Origin of the sequence: Paraburkholderia sp. RL17-337-BIB-A, assembly GCF_046025895.1 — a bacterium.
Taxonomy (GTDB): Bacteria; Pseudomonadota; Gammaproteobacteria; order Burkholderiales; family Burkholderiaceae; genus Paraburkholderia; species Paraburkholderia fungorum_C.
The window spans coordinates 192,829-210,030 of record NZ_JARESY010000002.1 but is presented as its reverse complement, the minus strand read 5'-3'; the positions used below and the strand labels follow the sequence as shown (position 1 = coordinate 210,030).

At 55.0% G+C, this 17,202-nt stretch carries 12 protein-coding genes and 1 pseudogene; 10 read left to right on the top strand and 3 right to left on the bottom strand.

From position 1 onward, the window contains the following. The first annotated feature begins 485 nt into the window (after positions 1-485). From dcm to P0D84_RS21900, 8 genes are all read left to right on the top strand, one after another. Positions 486-1,850, top strand: a complete 1,365-nt coding sequence (gene dcm / locus P0D84_RS21935) for a DNA (cytosine-5-)-methyltransferase (protein ID WP_408340308.1) — start codon at positions 486-488, stop codon at positions 1,848-1,850. Positions 1,851-1,874: 24 nt separating this feature from the next. Beyond that, on the top strand, positions 1,875-2,141 hold the full coding sequence (locus P0D84_RS21930) for a hypothetical protein (protein WP_408340306.1): 267 nt from the start codon (positions 1,875-1,877) through the stop codon (positions 2,139-2,141). Between the two features lie 389 nt (positions 2,142-2,530). Beyond that, the gene (locus P0D84_RS21925) at positions 2,531-2,809 is read left to right on the top strand and encodes a hypothetical protein (RefSeq protein WP_408340304.1); all 279 of its coding nucleotides are present in this window, start codon (positions 2,531-2,533) and stop codon (positions 2,807-2,809) included. Positions 2,810-2,833: 24 nt separating this feature from the next. Continuing rightward, on the top strand, positions 2,834-3,367 hold the full coding sequence (locus P0D84_RS21920; protein WP_408340302.1) for a hypothetical protein: 534 nt from the start codon (positions 2,834-2,836) through the stop codon (positions 3,365-3,367). A gap of 248 nt (positions 3,368-3,615) precedes the next feature. Beyond that, positions 3,616-5,046, top strand: a complete 1,431-nt coding sequence (locus P0D84_RS21915; RefSeq protein ID WP_408340300.1) for a DUF2971 domain-containing protein — start codon at positions 3,616-3,618, stop codon at positions 5,044-5,046. Positions 5,047-5,647: 601 nt separating this feature from the next. Further along, positions 5,648-6,064 (top strand): hypothetical protein, encoded by a 417-nt coding sequence (locus tag P0D84_RS21910; RefSeq protein WP_408340298.1) that lies wholly within the window; start codon positions 5,648-5,650, stop codon positions 6,062-6,064. 153 nt (positions 6,065-6,217) lie between these two features. Beyond that, positions 6,218-6,925, top strand: a complete 708-nt coding sequence (locus P0D84_RS21905; protein WP_408340296.1) for a lecithin retinol acyltransferase family protein — start codon at positions 6,218-6,220, stop codon at positions 6,923-6,925. 535 nt (positions 6,926-7,460) lie between these two features. Beyond that, positions 7,461-9,053, top strand: coding sequence for a hypothetical protein (locus P0D84_RS21900; RefSeq protein ID WP_408340294.1), 1,593 nt, complete (start codon positions 7,461-7,463; stop codon positions 9,051-9,053). Positions 9,054-9,261: 208 nt separating this feature from the next. Here P0D84_RS21900 and P0D84_RS21895 read toward each other — a convergent pair. Next, a pseudogene (locus P0D84_RS21895) lies at positions 9,262-10,394 on the bottom strand (alkaline phosphatase family protein); the annotation flags it as partial. 151 nt (positions 10,395-10,545) lie between these two features. Further along, positions 10,546-11,385 carry a DNA adenine methylase gene (locus P0D84_RS21890; protein ID WP_408340292.1) on the bottom strand — a complete coding sequence of 280 codons (840 nt, stop codon included), beginning with the start codon at positions 11,383-11,385 and terminating at the stop codon, positions 10,546-10,548. A gap of 196 nt (positions 11,386-11,581) precedes the next feature. On the opposite strand from P0D84_RS21890, the gene P0D84_RS21885 reads away from it, so the two are divergent. Continuing rightward, a complete protein-coding gene (locus tag P0D84_RS21885; protein WP_408340290.1) occupies positions 11,582-12,469 on the top strand; it encodes a hypothetical protein in 888 nt (295 codons plus the stop codon). A gap of 535 nt (positions 12,470-13,004) precedes the next feature. Further along, positions 13,005-15,302, top strand: a complete 2,298-nt coding sequence (locus P0D84_RS21880) for a CHAT domain-containing protein (protein WP_408340288.1) — start codon at positions 13,005-13,007, stop codon at positions 15,300-15,302. Positions 15,303-15,815: 513 nt separating this feature from the next. Here the strand turns inward: P0D84_RS21880 and P0D84_RS21875 are convergent. Beyond that, positions 15,816-17,156, bottom strand: a complete 1,341-nt coding sequence (locus tag P0D84_RS21875) for a hypothetical protein (RefSeq protein WP_408340286.1) — start codon at positions 17,154-17,156, stop codon at positions 15,816-15,818. Positions 17,157-17,202 lie beyond the last annotated feature (46 nt).

Here is a 17,202-nt window from a genome sequence, read left to right as displayed (position 1 = left end):
ATTTGACCGATCTCGAGCCTCGAGAACGGCTGCAGCTAAGGACAAGATATCGAGGTACGTACCCCGCTGTGTTTCGGCCGCCGTTGAGGCATCGCAGTAACGAGCACTCGCGAAGGTACATGAACGATTCGCGGCGGACCGTTTTTGTCCGCCGTCTCGTTGGTGCGGCCGTGACAGCCTCACTCGAGCAGAATTGCGTCAGCTCATATGGCCCATCGGCCATACAAGTGACGCCGACGAAGACGTCCGACCAGCTTCATGCTGTTCGCACGCCGCGAGCCGCCTCGACACCCAAGTGTCGCCCAACGCGCCAATCAGATCCCGTACGTCCTCACCTAACCGCTCGCTGGCCGGCCGGCTGGCTGGCTGGCACCAGTAGTTGGGAATTTCGAAGCGCCCTGTTCAGCGTTCAACGTTTTCAAAATTCTCTCGTAAAAGGCTAAACCCGTTCGCTGTACCTGTTTCCACCATCAACGGAAAACAGGATGTCAGCGCAAAACAATATCAACACTACGGACGAACTTCGCGTTATTGAGCTATTCGCGGGTGTAGGAGGATTCCGCTTAGGGCTTGAAGCAGTACACGGAAAACCGTTCCACGTCGTACTCAGCAATCAATTCGAGCCTTCCAGAAGAAAGCAGCACGCAAGCGAAATCTATCAGGCTCGCTGGAATGACGGCGTTCATATCAACGAGGACATCTTCAGGGTACTCGAATCGGACGAGGGCGCGCAGGCCATAAGGAACGCGCGACCAGATGTTTTGGTTGGCGGATTTCCGTGCCAGGACTACAGCGTCGCGAAACCCCTGTTAGCATCTGATGGTCTAGCAGGACGGAAGGGCGTTTTGTGGTGGGCCATCGCGAAATTGCTCCAGCAGCGCGTGCACGATGCAGAGCCAATCAAATATCTGATTCTTGAAAACGTCGACCGCCTACTTTCCAGCCCCGCTTCGTGTCGAGGTCGGGATTTTTCCGTCATGCTGTCCACTCTACATTCTCTCGGGTATGCCGTCGAATGGCGCATAGTGAATGCAGCAGATTATGGCAACGCTCAACGTCGCCGGCGCGTGTTCATTGTCGCCTACCACAAGTGCACTGAGACCTACCAAAGGATGCAAAACGATGGTCTCGCATCCGACGGCTCGGGATGGCTCACGCGCACGGTCCTCAATGAAGCATTCCCCTGCGTCCCCCGCAACCCGCTGGATGGCGAAGCACCTGTCCTGACCCTACGCTCAGATCCATTCGGCGAGCAGATGCACTACCAGCCTCTCTCGAACGGAAAGTCGCGTTTCGCCAACTGCGGATTGATGCTCGACGCGGACGTAAGAACGCTCACCGTTGACGCAGCTGACATTGATGATTTCAACGAGTTCACAGGACACGCTCATCCGTTGACGCTCGCGGACATCGTGAGCAAGACCGGTCCGGTACCGACAGTGTTCTACATCAAGCCAGAAGACGAGAATAAGTGGCGCGCCGCCAAAGCAGCGAAGAACATCCCCCGAATGAAGGACGGTTTTACGTATAACTACTCTGAAGGAGCCATGTCGTTTCCCGACGCGCTAGACCGACCAGCCAGAACAATCATTACGTCCGAAGGCGGGACCACTGCGACACGGACAAAACATGCAATCCGTGAGTACTCCGGTCTCCTTCGCCGCCTTGTGCCCGAGGAACTGGAAGCGTTGAATGGATTTCCTCGTGCATTTACGTCTCATCCCGGCGTGTCTGATGTGACGCGTGCGCTACTCATGGGCAACGCCCTGGTTGTGCCACTTATCCGGCGTATCGGCGAAGCCCTGTACAAAATGCACCTCAACAGCCAACACATTGCTGGCAAAACCTAAATTACTTTCCAATGGAGAAACACGATGAAAAAATTGCAAGTCAACCAGAAAGAACTTTCCGACGCCGAACTCGACCAGGAACTTATGGACTCCATCAACGAGTACATTTCAGAGGCCAGCCACCCATGCTCCTTTAATGCCCTCGCGGAGGACGTTTTGCTAGCGGAGGAACTGCTGCCGAACGAGCGCTGCGTCATTGTGGCGGTGCCAGAGAGAAAGGGCGCCGAATTTCCCGCGACCGATGCCAGATACGGTGCTGTCGTCATGACTCGACCGGACGACTTACGCTAGGCCAATCTGATGCTTCGGGATGGAAATATCGCGCTACCTTTCCATCCCTTCTACGCGATGCCTCACCTAAAACTTGGACGACTCCTAGTCGTTTACCAGTTCGACGACGCGAGGATTTTAGAGATTATCCCCGTTACGCCGGAGCTTTACGATGACCTTTGTATCTGTGACCTGACCGCGCAGTCCAAAAATCATCCGACATTCGCCGAGCTTGAGGCGATGCGAACAGGCAATTCCGAAGACCGGACGGTGCATGTTATCGACAATCGAACTGTCACTCGACGCGAGTCAGGGAAGTAGAATCGCACGACCACTCAGCCCATGGACAAATCACAATGCCCAACAAATGGAAAATCATGTCCGTAGTCACTAGGAGAAATCGAGTCGACATGACAATATTCAGTGCATCCAGCGTCAATTTGACCAAAAAAGACATTGACAACCTGTACGCCTGGTTGCTGAAGGCCTCAGCCAAGCCCGCCGTGGAAAACTTCAGTGGGACCGACTCCGAGTTCAGCATGAGCGCAATAATCGTTCGGCAAAGTATTTTTCGATACGACCCGGAATCGCAGACTGAAGAAACGCTGACCTCAACGCCGGACTCATATCACGTGAAAATCAAGTTATGCGGGCCGGTAGGACCGATGTTTGAGCGCCAGTTCGGATGACATTCAACAACTTTCCAGACCTCGATGCAAGCCACACTCGATTTGCTTAAAACGCTGAACCCGACCATTGTGTCTGCGGTGGTCGCCGCCGCAGTATCGCTGTTAGTGGGATTCTGGTCACCATTCATGACTGGAAGACTCAATCTGTTGACCGCTCAACTTAGGGCTGACACAGATGCGAAACTCTCTGAGAGCGCAAATTCCTGGGCCGAATACGAACTCCGTCGTAATGTGTATCTTGAAGTCGCCACTCAAGTTGAGAGCATATTTGCTGATTCAGGCGGCTTGGGTGTCGACGCGTATTTGCGCACGGTCCGTAAGCTCTGGTTGATTGCGCCAGATTCGGTCGTTCAGGCCGCCAATGCCCTTTCCAAATCTATTCGTGAACTCGAGCCCCAGGCGGGCCGCGAGGAAGCCTACCGCATGTTATTCAACGCGATGCGGCGAGACATCCGTCAGCGGCATCTGCAACCGCCTGTTGGAACGGAGCTCGGCCTTGATGCGTTCCCCATAGAATCAGCGAGGCGAGCACCGTTCTACGGGCCAATGCGCGGATAGCGCACTTGCGAATTGCACGGCCTCATCGAGGTTGACGGTCAAGATGCAGAATACGCCCGACACAAAGCGTCGCCTGATGAGACCAAGGTAGCATTGGGTGTCGTCCGTTCGCCAGCGACGCTGGATCACTACGAAGACAAGGGTAGAAACACTAACCAGCCGCATAACTGGCGAAGCTCACCCTGCAGATCCTGAGGACACGGCCGGTTAAAATGCAGCCCTCTGTCCCGCACCCACCACCCACGAATATGTCGAATCACGTCTATCGCTTCCGATCAACGCACGCTCTCCTCGACGGATTCAACGAACTGGAAGCTCAAGAGATCTATTTTTCGCCGCCCGAGCATCTGAACGACCCGCTGGAAGGATTCAAAGACATTTTCTGGCGGGGAGACCACATCGTCTGGCACAACTTGCTGCGTCACTATCTGTTGACGGTGATGAACCTCTCCGTGAGTTGGGCGGTCATGCAACAGGAGTTCGCCCTGGAAATACCGGCGGCATTGCTTCACCTGACACCTGATGACATCCCCGATCCGTCGATCAGAGCCATGTACGAGCACGTAGCAGAGTGCTTTTTCGCTCATCGCGTGCCGAATCTGCTTGTCGACACCTTATCTAGCGAGGCGCGAGTTGTGCGTAGAGACGAGCTCGCCTACTATCTACGCCAGTTGCAACCGCTTCTCATGCAGATTCTCACCTCATCGTTCGCCGATCAGGGGCTCATTTCACAAGCGAACTCGAGTGATTCGTTACGTGTCGCCGCTGAAAAAACCGCGAGCGTCTTGGAATCGGTTCTGCGTGCCAATCGCCCTGAGACTGACGTCGACCAGCTGTTTGCTGCTCTTGAGAACACGCAGTCGCAAATGACTTTGATGCAGGAACTGAGCAATCCGGCGAACGGACACAACGATCGCGCCTGGCGTTTTATCGCGCGGGATATTCCTGGTCACTATGTGAATGCACTGGAGCGCATTCTGTACCCCGACTGGAGCGTCGCATGCTTCGTGACGGATCCAACAAACTCTTCGATGTGGGGAGGCTATGGAGACAATCATCGCGGCGTTTGCCTGAAATTTTCGACACAAACGACGGCATCAGGCGGCCAGGCGTTGACGTTGCGCAGGCGCGTGGGGTTCAGCGGCAACAAAAACGGGATCGTTGAAACCTACGACTATGTTCCCCATCCGTTCGAGCAAATACGCTACACAGCGGATTTTCCGGAAATAGACTTTTTCGAATCAATCGGCGCCCTTCCAAAATTCAAGGTTGAGGGATTCTGGTTTCGAAGTGAAAGCGGCGAAACAAGTTCCACCGGTTCGCGCCTGCGCAGCGAGGACGAAGCCTGGAGACTGGACTATTGGAACAGATTCCTCGACAGTTTCCGCGTTAAGTCGCCCGAATGGAGCCACGAACAGGAACGGAGGCTCACGCTCTATTCGATGTTGCAGCCTTTTGATGAGCCGCAGTCCCGCAAGCTCAAGTACAAGTTCTCCGATCTGGCCGGGATCGTCTTCGGTATCAAGACAAGTGTCGAAGACAAGCTCCGCATCATTGAGACAGTCAGACGTAAGTGCGGTGCGGAGGGCCGCAACACATTCGAGATTCAACAGGCTTACTATTCGCACCGGTCGAAGCGGATAGAACTGGCGCCGTTGAAACTTCTAAAGTTTGAATAGCAGCCCTGCCGGTCTAATGTGGAAACGCCGTAGTGGACCGAAGTACAAGAATGATTAGGCGGGAAGTTTGCCGTTTGACCGTACCAACCTGCCAGTCACCCCACTGCCTGAACCGAGACCGAAGCAAACGTACGTTGTTCGAACTTTGGCCGCACTTCCTCCTGCTCGGGCCTTTCCGATATCAACAGTCGCAGCAGGTGCCCAAATGAGCCAATAACCGCCTTCGGGTAAGGTGTGTCACCGAGCCTGCGCTTAAAGATTCCTTTCAATCGGCCGTTATCTGACGCAACACAATGTCGTAACGCGGAGCTTCGTTTGAAAGATATGAGATTGACGGCATGCGTAGCCGGGATCGTGACTGCGCTGCACCTGTCCGGCTGCGTGACAACCGGACAGACGCCGGTGACTGCGGGGCCGGCGCCACACCCTCAACCCGCCGTCGCGATAGTCGCAGTTCCGCCGCCGCGCCCGGTTGCAGTGGCGAGACCGGTCGTCGAGGAAGAGGTTGTTCCCGAAACCTATGACGCATACATCTCGGTCGCTGCTAACAGCGACGTCGTTTTCGTAGGCGGTAACACATACATCTGGGTAAGAGGAACAGATGGGCGGCGCCAGCGCCACTTTTACGGTCGCGGCGACAGGCGTCAGGAAATATTTCACCGGCGCGACAACCTTCATTCGGTCATCGGCCGGCGACACGTACATCCGTCGGAGAAGTATGCCCAGCATGGCTCCAACCGATATCAGGGAGACCCTCGTCTTCAGCAGCAATGGCATGCCGGAGGCACGTCCCGCCAAGATCGTGCGCCAAGACCCAACCTTGCCGCGAACAATCAAACACATCACGTTGATACGCGCCGTCAAACTGTCGCTCAGCAGCGCCAGTCTGTCCGCGACGCCCCCGCCGAACATACAGGCGTGCGACGTCACCCCGTCCCAAGCGTCTAAGCGGGAAGCGCTCGGATTTTGCCCCGACCACAAATCGACCGAGCGCAATCGGTTTGAGTGGTTTTGGTGAAGTCATATATCTTTTCTGGCAGCGCGAGCACGTCTGCTCACCGATTTTTTGCACACAAATGTCGATAGATGGTCCGACCGAATGCATTCAAGTTCGCACAGAGAGTGCCGTAATTCGCGTTGGAGGAAAGCCTATTCACCGGGAGACGCAAACATGGCCAACGCAATAATCCGCGCAGGAGATCATCTGTGGGTACGGTGCACTGGATACGCGCATCATGGCATCGCCAGCGGGAAAAACACCGTCATCCACTACATGGGTAAGAAAGGTTTGTACGAAGACGGCATGATCGCCGAGACGACTCTTGACAGTTTTTCGGATGGCGCCGAAGTTCACGTGAAAGACCATTCCGATAGGCAGCACGGCAGACTGGAAAGTGTGCGACGGGCCAACCAGCGTATCGGCGAAGCGGAATACAACCTGGTGTTCAATAACTGCGAGCATTTTGTAACGTGGTGCATAGAAGGCGAACACACAAGTGAACAGGTCAACGACATATTCCGCGCGTCCGGAAAGGCTGCAGCCGCAGCATTCGCCTTCCGCACGTATCAGGCTTGGACCACTGCGCAACAGGGCGACACGATTTACCGTACGGCGTCGTTTGCGCGCGCTGCAGCAAGTGCCTTCGGTGCGACCAGTTCAGCAACTACAACGTCAAGTGGAACTACAGCATTAGTTGCTGGCCTTACCGGCGGCATGGGGGCCGGCGGCGGTGCGACTGCTGGCCTGGTGAGCGGTGGGGGTGCGGTTGCGGGGTTAGTGGGTGGTGCGGCGGCGGCCCCAGTGTTGATACCACTGGCAGTGGGCGCAACGGTCGCCGGTCTCGCGTATGCCGGCTGGAAGGCCTTATTCGACGACTGACACAACGAGTATGCTTGGCAGGAGCCAGACCAGTAAGGCCGCACAACTCTGACAGTCCACGCCGTTCGCACGCGCGCGCTTGTCTCACCGCGAACAGGTAAAGACCTATACTCTGTGGCGCGCAAATGCTGGGCGCGAGGACCACTGCTGGCAAACAGAATCCTTCACGCGGGGCGTGCGTTTATCGAAAGTCGAAGCCAGACAGGACGCGCGGAGTGGTCGCTTTCCTTCTCCGAATGTCCGGTCCAAGCCGATGTAAGACTTCCTGCTCGCAAGCATGTGGGATCCCGTTCATGCCAGTAGCGGTCGGCCGCTAACGATCGCCCTCCCGTGTAACAACTTCAACAACCTTGACCTCAGCCGCTAGCGCGGGCAGCTGCGTCTCAATATATGAAGATGCCTATCGGGGTAGGAAAGATACAGCGGCCGCCGACTTTCTGTATAGGACCCTAACGTTTCAGGCCAACGCTCCGGAAAAGAGACTCAGCTAAAAACATTGTCTACAGGTTTGCATAGCAACGTTTTTAACGCAAATATGTCGACCGAGATGAACGCCGATTGTAATTCCGAACGCCAGACCACCCTGGAGACCGTCTTCGCTACCGCTATCGAACTGATAGCAGAAATGGACAAGTCCCTTCTTTCTTCGGACGGGATGGTTTCCGTCGTGCCCAGTGTGGTTATGTGGATGATGGACCAGACCTCGCCAGAACTCATGACCGAGCTCAGAAAAAGCGGGCTGCAAGACGCTTTCAGTGCCTTGCTAGAGGAATACGGCACCCTTCGCAGAAGAACGCAGCAGATGCTTTTTGTTTCCCACTCGTACGACAGCAACGTGACTGAGGAACAGGCCCTACTGCTTACCCGCATCACGTTCGACGACCTGATGGATGCCTTGTCGGCACAGGGCCGGTCTGTCGTCAGCGCGGCGTTCCGCAAGAACTTCAATTCGATACTGCCGCTCGTTCAGGAGAAGCTCGAGCTTATCGATGAAATCCCTTGGGGCGATGAGGAACCTGTCGGTCCGTGTGGCGACGACGACACCATCCGCGAGCCGATGTTCGACCATTACCGGACTTATTGGTATGTCGTGAGGCGCGGCGATCCCAGCGGATATTGCGACGACCTGTTTCACCTAGCGACTGAGTGGTTCCGGTCCACTCTTGAGCGCATGGATGAAGGCCGCCATTCGCACTTCTGGTCGACGGTGTACACGTCAGTATTAGGTGAATGGATTCAAACCGCCTCGCCGACCTATGCAGACTTTGTTGAACGGGAAGGCCTTATCTCCGACTTCTATGGGGAGGCAACGTCATATGTTTCTACTATGCAAGATGCCGAGCTTCAATGGCGTAGGCTCAGCGAACCACTGCGTGCACTGTTATCAACTCGCACCGCTGATGATGACGAGGCGACTCATATCATCGCCCTGATGCTCGATGTCTGCAATCGCAGAGAAGATGGTCGAGACGCGACTCCCCGGTGCGTCTACGAAGTGTTCTGCCGCCGGCTGAACGCAGACCGGATATCGAATACCAGCGAGCTCGTCCAGCTATCGCTTAGCAGCGAGGTCATCGATGCAATTAAACGTGACAAAGCGTCGTGGGAAACCTGCTATCTAGTTGACTCGTCGGCTCTGCCCAAGCCATTTGCGGATCGCATAGCCGAACGGCAATGTATCGTGGTTCGTTTGCCCCAGGAGCGTCTGCAACTGCTCGACAAACTGCTGCTCGACCCAGGGCTCGGCAATATTTTCTCAAGGATGAGTGATGGAAATCAGCCGCGCGTACACCTTACGGTCAATCACGCGTTCTGGGCGCCCAAACAAGACTTGTGGCCTCATATGTTCAAATTTCGCGAGGCGATTCCAGTCGTATATGTCTTCGAAGAAACCTGCGCTCTCGTTCAGTATCGATTCAATCATTTCACGGACCTTCGCCGCGTGGCGAACGTTCCAGCTCGCCATATGTCGGCTGCAACGTTAGATGAAGGACATTGGCGATACGCTGCAGCGCACTACGTCTCCACGCTCGCGGATGGGAAACAGGTCAAGCCGGCAATGCTCACGACCGTGGAGGACCTGACGACGCATGTCTCGTTATCTGACTGGCCAGCCGCGATTGCATAGCGTCAGGTCTGTGCACAGAGCCTGCTTGCTATCGTGCGCGTTCCGCGTCAGGCGGCGGGTCGAGCAATTTTAGAATTGGCGATGATGCACAGCGGATCACACCCAGTTCGCTCCGTACTCTGCTACCACCGGCCAACACTAACGACGCAGCCTCAAGGGAGTCGAACGGCTGCGTCGTGTAAGTCAGTGATAGACTCGGCTTCCGCGTCTAAAGGTGTTCACGCTCAAAACACGGGAACGCACGCGTCCCTTCGAGCGCAACTGAATGCAGCAATTCAGGCCTGAGCCCAAGCATGCGCTGGATGGTCGGCGCAACCTGAGTGGTCAGCACCGGTTCGTCGATGGTTTGGCCAGTTCGACGAGCGCCGGGAACGGAAACCACGAGATCGAGGTGGCTGTCATCGGGTGCGTTGCCGCCGTGCTCTTCGTCCTTTGACGTGCTCGACGTATAGATCACGCCCGGATTCGGTTGCACGATGATATCGGGCATGCGGCCGCGCGCTGGATCGCCGAAACGCGCGGCAATTTGCGGGCCGTACAGAATGTACTCCTGCGGGCCATCTGCGCAAATGCCCGAGCATTGCGACCGAGATTGTCCTTCAGTGTCTTGACGACTACCGGCAACTCACTATTATTCCGCAACCAGATTAAGCCGACGTCGTCCGACTGAACCATGCCGGTATCCACGAGGACGGTCCCGTCGTTCAGATTGCCGCTCTTCGTCGCGTTCTGCCCGAAGTTGCCATTCGGTCGAGATAGTGGTCGGCTTCCTGCAGTTTCGAGAGCGTGTCGCCGTTCTTCACCAGCTTCGAGTGATCGGTCGCCGACTGGGCCATGCTTGGCCGTGACCATGATCGCGGTGGACGAATAGAGCGCGCGTCGCCTGAGTTCGGCCACGATACGGCCACAAAGCATCGTCGAGACAGGCTATCGCGCCGGCGACCTGCACCGGTGTAAAACTCTCGCATCCAGATAGCCGCCACCCGTCGCGACGGTGGCCTTCTGGGTAACGCTGAGCGTCTGGGAGTTGGTGCCGAACAGCGTGGGGACGTCGGTGCGCGACTGGCCAGTCGAGTCCTTGCCATCGATCTCGGCAATCAGCGACTGAGCATGCAAGTCGTCGAATTTTTCCGTACGGGTGTAGACGTCGATGTACTTGGTATTGGTCGCGGGGTCGATCGAATTGATTTCCGTGCGCCAGAGGTCGTCAACACCAATACCGGACGGTCCGTTGAGCCAATCGTAGCCTCACGCGTGCTTGTCGGCCCATGCGGTGTGTGCGACCCGTTTGTTTTCCTTGACGACTTCGAAGAGGGTGTTGAACTTGATGTAGTTGTGAGGCTACTCCGAGGTCGTAGGGGCGCATGACGATGTGTGGCCCCCTCTCCCGTCGCCCGCTTACCGGTGCGGCACTCAGCGCGGGAATTTATAGTGCCCGTTGACGATTCCCCCTCACTCGCGAAAGACCCTCAACAGATGGCCGCCACCGGAACTAGCGAAAAATTGCCAGCAATTCGCCAACGACTCCTCTTCGCACGCTTGTCCCACTGATTGAACGACGTGCGCTGAAGGCATGGATTTCAGCGCCGGCATAGAGCTCCCGCGCGGCCCTGCAGTCATGATTCGATACCACTACTGGCACACCTCTCAGCGCTAGCTCTTTGGCGAGCCGGGCGAGTTCCTGCTGACGCGTTAAGTCGAAACCATTCGCCCCGTAGGCTGTAAAACATTTGGCCCCGTCGGGGTCCAGATATGGTGGGTCACAGTAGACGACGTCACCTGCCTGCGCGCGCTTCATCACAGAGGCGAAATCATCGTTAGTGAACGTCGCGCGTTTCGCCTTTTCGGAGAATGCGAGGATTTCCTTGAGCGGGAAGCCTGGAACACGTACAGGATGCCCGTAAGGAACGTTGAACGCACCTGCTTTGTTATAGCGGCACAACCCATTAAATCCGAATTTATTGAGATATAGAAACTGAGCAGATCGCGTGACACTGTCCGGCTCCTTATTGAAGGCGGCTCGTACTGAGGCATACGAGGTCGATGAGCGATAATTTTCGTCGAAGAAGGTCTGCGCGAGCTCGATAAACGCGTCGCGCCGGTGAACAACCTCCTGGTAGAGTTCGATAAGGTGGGCATTGCTATCACCGAGCAGATATTCCTCAAAGTCAGTTCCGAGAAAGACCGCGCCGCCGCCGACGAAAGGTTCAACTAGCCGCCGTCCACGAGGCAGTCGCTGGGTGACATGTTGAAGTACGCGGGACTTACCGCCGACCCATTTAAGAAATGGCTTATGCGGCTTCGCCGCTTGAGACGCTGGATGTTTTTGCATCCAACGTTAAGCGACGTAATTTATCCCCCTTGCCGAGCGTGATAGCTCCTGGTCCCGGGAACTCACGATGCAGTCCGATTCACGCGAATCGCCGAGGGGACCGCATCTGCCATCGCGCTCCAAAAATCCGGGACCGCTTCCGCGTGAGTTGCTATGACGGGTGTATCACGGGGACGTGCGATGGTACCGTTCGAACTTGATGCACGTTATCGCGGTAGAAGCGCGTCGCATTCTCGCCGAAGTCCGACTCGCGTTCATCGCGCATCTGGCGGCCGGGCGTGCGATGTATAACGTCCAGAACATCGATGATCTAGCAGCGGGGCAAAACCTCGAGAGCGTCGACTACAATCTCCACATGGCTCATTCAACCGAGCCGCCGCGAGACGGTCACATTGGCATGCGAGTCGACAGATTTGACGAGTCACGCATAGTTGCTGACGTCGAACGAGGCGTGACACCGACCGATCTCCTGACTATCCGCAACTCCTGGCTTGCTGAACAAAGGTCAGAAGTGAAGGCAGTACTTGCAGACGCATTTCTTGATCGACCAGACAGAAACGCTGATGGGCTCGCTACAATTCTGCTGCACCTTGGCCAGAACACTGCCTCAGAGATGTCCGACCTGAACGATCCTGGGGGCGCAGAAACCCGGCTAAGCCGCTGCGTAGAATTCCTCGCCCGCGTCCGCGCGGATCCAATGCTGCAGCAGCGGATCTTCAGCAACCGGGGATACGCACGCCTCCGCCAGGACAAAAAGGAAGACGCACGAAGGGACGCTGCAGTTGCGCTAGAAATTATCATGCGCAAAGACTACCCAGCCAAAGAGCGACTACCCAATTTTGCCATTGCATGGGGAAACAGAGTGAATGCCGCCATAACCCCTGCCGACCAGCTCGCTGACGCGGTCGAAGCGGTAGCAGCTATCGATAAGCATGGTCTCCTAGCCCAAGCGAATGACATTCTTCCATCCGTACGTCGGATTATTCGCAATCATCCCCGGCATGCGTTTGAGCGCGTCTGGCGAAACCTCTACGATGGTGAGCCGCCGGATAGCGTAAGGGCGCAACTTGGTGAGGTTCTCTAACGAAAGTTCCTGAACGGCCGAAAGCAGCCTAGCACTGCACGGCATCGCCGGATGCTATTTCGTTTGTGGCAAAGAGGGCCAAAATGTAAGGGCCGGATTATCCAATCTTGAGTTACGTTGGACGTCTTGGGAGTATCGTATCCACTCAAAATAGGTGGACACGCGAACGCTATCAAAGAAGAAGTGCCGCTTGGGCGGCGACGATGTCACCGCTATAAAGCCGAGTCCGAGGCTCAGGTTGGGGCAGCCTGCCAAGAGCCCGGTATCGCTCGCGGTCATCGCGCTGCACCGCAAGCTGAACACGAACCTGCTTGCACGGCGACGTGCCTGTGTTGCCGGGCACAACGGTGCCAGTATTCATGCCAGTTCCGCTCGAGATAACGAGTGCATACCATAGTTGAGATTCGTGTCGAAGTGCGCCGTGCGAACCAGTCGATCAGCGGCAATCGACAAGGTTTCTGAGATGTTTGGTCATTCTTTTATCGAGTATTGTGGTATGCGGATATAATCCGAGCACGAGTCCTGCGGTACTGTCATGGCAGAGCTGGCACACTCTGCATTTGATGACCACACAACGCCCTCAAAAAATGACGTCCTCAAATACACTCAACAGAAAATGTCAAACGAGCACAAGTATCTGATCAAAATCGCCTATTTTTTAGAGCTGTCATCGGATGGCAATTCCTCGTTTCCGAACCACTACGATTCGAGATTGATCGAGATTGTCAAAGTAATCGAAAAAATAGCAAGTCTACAAAAAGATATTCCCGAAATCTATTGCGACAAAGAGCATGCGATCCGAAATCGCATGATTGGGGTTTTCGACGGGCATCAGATCCAAACAGTCAAATCCGTTGAAGAAGTCAAGGACAGCCCATATGCTGTAAAAATTCTATTCACAGAAACTCCACCAGACGCTCATCTGATTGACGCGCAAACTATTGTCGTGCTGATTGACAATCACCCCGCTGTTAATGCCAAATATTTGCATCTCGACAATTTTACGCCGAGCCTCCTGAAAGACAAAGCATTGGCGATTATCTCGAGGCTCGAAGACGATCAGCGAGCACTATTGGAAGAACTAAAAAATCAGATAGGCTTCGAACCGACGTATAGCCAACTGGAGGTCGCTACTGAAGTCAAGGAAGGATTCTATACACGGATCAACATTGCGGTGCTCGATGCTTTGCGCCTCAAGGTCAGAAAGACCGGGACTTCTTCTGAGTTCGACAGGGATGAGATCATCGATCTTGTCAATCGAATTATCCAGATTCGGGCTCACATAGCTAACACGATGGGCTTGGCAGGGATGGATCCTGCCGTCGAGATGTACTTTTCCGATACCTCCAGTAGCTTTGAGTTCTACAAGGACAAACGCAGCTATACGGAGGCCGCTCTTCGAAGCCGAGGAGTGCAGGACGGAAAAGCATTAGTTCAAGCGATTAAGGTCTCCGACCGTGGACTCGTGGGCGATATAGACTCGACCAATCCGTTTATCGTGTCACTCGAAAATGAGCGGCGTCTAGTTGATAGTCTTATTGTGCTCAGCGCGGCTAACAATGCAGCCCCAGTCGTCAAGCTCCCGCTAAGTAACAATAGGGCATTCTCGCAAGTAGTGAATCTCGCCTCATCCGACCGTGGCGACGGACGGAAGACCAACGCGTTAATGAAGCAGGTTCGAGAGGCTTTCTCCCAATATCTTGATGAATGGCTCGAATACGCCGACGAATCGCCGTCTTTAGCGATCAAGCTGATATCGAACTTTCCCTTGGAGTGGACATATCACCAAGGGCTCCCTCTCATGGTGAGGCATGAAGTAAGTCGAATCCCCATGACACCGGGTTATGTGACATCGTCACTGTTGCTTGACTCCGATGTCGTGCACCTGTCGCCCGATAGTTTTCGTGAAATCCTCTTTATTAGCTCATTCGCTGACGATGATCCAATTCGGAATGACCTTAAAGACAAGGTGAACCTGATCCAGAAGAATCTTTCAACCGAGCGTTTGGGACCGTCGATTGACCGGTTTAAAGCGAGTGGTGCTCTTGCGTCCGGCTACGAGATGCCGCGCGAGATAAACCGGCTTGAGATCCGATTCAAGTGGGTGGAGGTTTCCGACAGGGACGAACTGATTGAGGCGATAAACTCGAACCCGTGTGCCATGACAGTCTTTGACTTGCACGGGAGTCACAGAAATGAAGTAGGCGGCCTGATGCATCTGAAAAACGAGACCGTCACGATCTTTGACATCTACGACAAAATTCACGTTTCACCAATTGTTATCCTCAGTACCTGCGATACGAGTCCCGTCGACAAGGGACATGAATCGACAGCAGAAGCGTTCTTTCTCGCAGGGGCGAAGACGATCATATCGAGCGCTCTACCAATCGAGAGTGACCTGGCTTCAACATTTCTCGTCAGGTTGCTTGAACGGATAAGAAGTTATCTTCCAGAAAGGTTGGAGTGCCATGGACCGATTCGCTGGTCTACGCTGGTCAGCGGCATGATTCGACGCACCTATTATTACGAGCTCATATCCCTATTGCAGAGATCCCTCAACTTCAGCACCGAACTAAAGATCGATTTGCTCTTTAGGATCGGCACAATGCTTGATCCACTTCGGCCCGACTGGGTCGACAGAGTAACCGAACAAATCACCTCGAAACTCGGGATAAGTGTTGCCTATCTCAACGACTTTGTCCTGAAGAACGGACAATTCCTTGAATGTATGAAATACTTCCAATTCGGAAGGCCTGAACTGGTTGTACTTGGGGATTTGGTGGGAGAACGCAGCACAGGCACCCGGAGATTGACTTCGCTACCACGAAGGTGAAAGGCACTTCTTTACCCGGTTTTTTCTCCTTGTAGTTTGCAGGCGCGATTGGGATAGGAAAGGCCGTCCAGCCCGGTACGCCGCGTGCGGCCTGCCGGCTTCCGGTCTTCCCCGTCGGGCACCGACGACGGACTCAAGCCGCCGAAAACCCCGCGTTCCACGCCTGCGCAGCCATTCCGTCCGCGTTCTGGAATGTGGTCAATGCTCCGGACAGAAGCCCCTGAGAGGGGATGCGTGCGCACCCGCGCGGATGAATTTCTAGGCGAGCTTGTCCGCTCAGTCGCCACGAAAGCACGCGGCCCGCACGCCTGCCATTACAGCCGCCTCACTGCAGTACCAAATCCGGGTGCCGTATCGAGAGTCTAGCAGGCGTAGTGCTTGCCCAATTAGCGCATACGCGACGGGACAGCGGTTTCCTGTTGAACCTGCGTGCAATCGGCTCGAAGGAAGCCACGAGCGCGGTCGTCGGCTACAAATGCCGTCCAGAACGCCCCAGCCGGCACTGCCGGACACCTATTGCGCGTCGACTATCAAATATTCGGCATGGTTCGCTCTCAAGAGCGCATCCACTTCATCCCTTGGAATGAGTTCCGGCCGCCGTCTTACCTGCTCGATGAGACGCGCATAACCAGAAGCGCCTGGAAGATCTGCTCTCGTCTCTCGCGGCATCCGTATAATTCGTTCAATGTCACCTCTTTCGAGCAAATCAAAAAGTGGCATTATCAAGCGCCCAATTATTTCGTTTACGCGATTCCAATTACCTGCTTCAGACAACATCGTAAGTGCGGGCGCCTTCGCCAGATTGCGCAATCCGTAAAGCGCTACCCCATCAGCTAACTGTTCGAACCCAATTGTGAGCATTCGTTCCTGGGCGACAGGGTTCACCGCTGGATGTGTCGATAGCAGGTCTATTGCCTTGATAACGTCGCCGGCCGGTGCGGCTCTAACAAACTCGGTGAGGCGAATTATCGCGGGCTGATCAATCAGATTGAGCGCCTCCGACGTCGACCCCACCAATGCAGCGACTGAAGACAGTCCCTCGTCGTGAATATCTCGCACAAGCTTGCTGAGCTGGAGGGCTATGCGGGGCTCCGCAACGGGCCGTTGCAGGTCAAGCAGCGCTCCGAGCGCGAACGCTACCTGAATTTTGCCTTGAACCGGACTGGTTGCGTCAGAGAAGCCAAAAATGAGTGCGTCGATAACTCCTCGAGTCAGTGCTTCTGTGGCAGCGGCCACCGGCGTACTACGTAGCGCGGTCGTGGCCTGTGTACGATTCCTAGGAAAATACTCCGACGCGATTGTCGATAGGACCTCCACGATCGCTGAGCGCCCCTGGACCGGTGGTCGAGATAAAACGTGGTCCACAGCTGTCCGAAGATGCAAGCGCGCATGCTCGGCGGTTGGCCGATACGGTTCGCCGGCGCGTTGAAAAGAGGGATGCGCGCACTGATGCCGATCTTCTCTCAACCGATCCAGATCTCGCATTTGTTGGTGATCAAAAAACTGAAGCCGATCTCGACACACCGTCAATATCGTTCTCTCAAATTCGAGTGCGTTTTTAACTCCTTGCTCATTTCCGGAGTTGATTTGGGCTATGTACGCTTCGTATTGCGTGTTAAGTTGCCGTGCGATCGGGTCGCCCGCCAGCGAGAGTTCACGGATCTTGTCAACAAGGTCAAAAACTACCGCAATCCAAGTATTTACAATGGCTGACCGATAGGCGCCAGCACGATAGCACTGGACGGCCTCCGCAACATATTCGCGCGCCCGATCTGCTCTGCATCGAAGGTACAGAGCTTCAATGTCTGAAAGAGAATCACTCATGAAGAGAAAAATGTGTTCTGGCAGCGGCAATGCCGACTGCCGGAGATTAAAGCAGAATCCCGCTCTAGCGAGACAA

What these genes read in the sequence shown, in the direction of transcription:
- P0D84_RS21915 (WP_408340300.1), top strand. Translation starts at nt 3,616, where the DNA reads ATGTCGAATCACGTCTATCGCTTCCGATCAACGCACGCTCTCCTCGAC.
- P0D84_RS21900 (WP_408340294.1), top strand. Translation starts at nt 7,461, where the DNA reads ATGTCGACCGAGATGAACGCCGATTGTAATTCCGAACGCCAGACCACC.
- P0D84_RS21905 (WP_408340296.1), top strand. Translation starts at nt 6,218, where the DNA reads ATGGCCAACGCAATAATCCGCGCAGGAGATCATCTGTGGGTACGGTGC.
- P0D84_RS21890 (WP_408340292.1), bottom strand. Translation starts at nt 11,385, where the DNA reads ATGCAAAAACATCCAGCGTCTCAAGCGGCGAAGCCGCATAAGCCATTT.
- P0D84_RS21910 (WP_408340298.1), top strand. Translation starts at nt 5,648, where the DNA reads ATGGGCGGCGCCAGCGCCACTTTTACGGTCGCGGCGACAGGCGTCAGG.
- P0D84_RS21930 (WP_408340306.1), top strand. Translation starts at nt 1,875, where the DNA reads ATGAAAAAATTGCAAGTCAACCAGAAAGAACTTTCCGACGCCGAACTC.
- dcm (WP_408340308.1), top strand. Translation starts at nt 486, where the DNA reads ATGTCAGCGCAAAACAATATCAACACTACGGACGAACTTCGCGTTATT.
- P0D84_RS21925 (WP_408340304.1), top strand. Translation starts at nt 2,531, where the DNA reads ATGACAATATTCAGTGCATCCAGCGTCAATTTGACCAAAAAAGACATT.
- P0D84_RS21920 (WP_408340302.1), top strand. Translation starts at nt 2,834, where the DNA reads ATGCAAGCCACACTCGATTTGCTTAAAACGCTGAACCCGACCATTGTG.
- P0D84_RS21880 (WP_408340288.1), top strand. Translation starts at nt 13,005, where the DNA reads ATGGCAGAGCTGGCACACTCTGCATTTGATGACCACACAACGCCCTCA.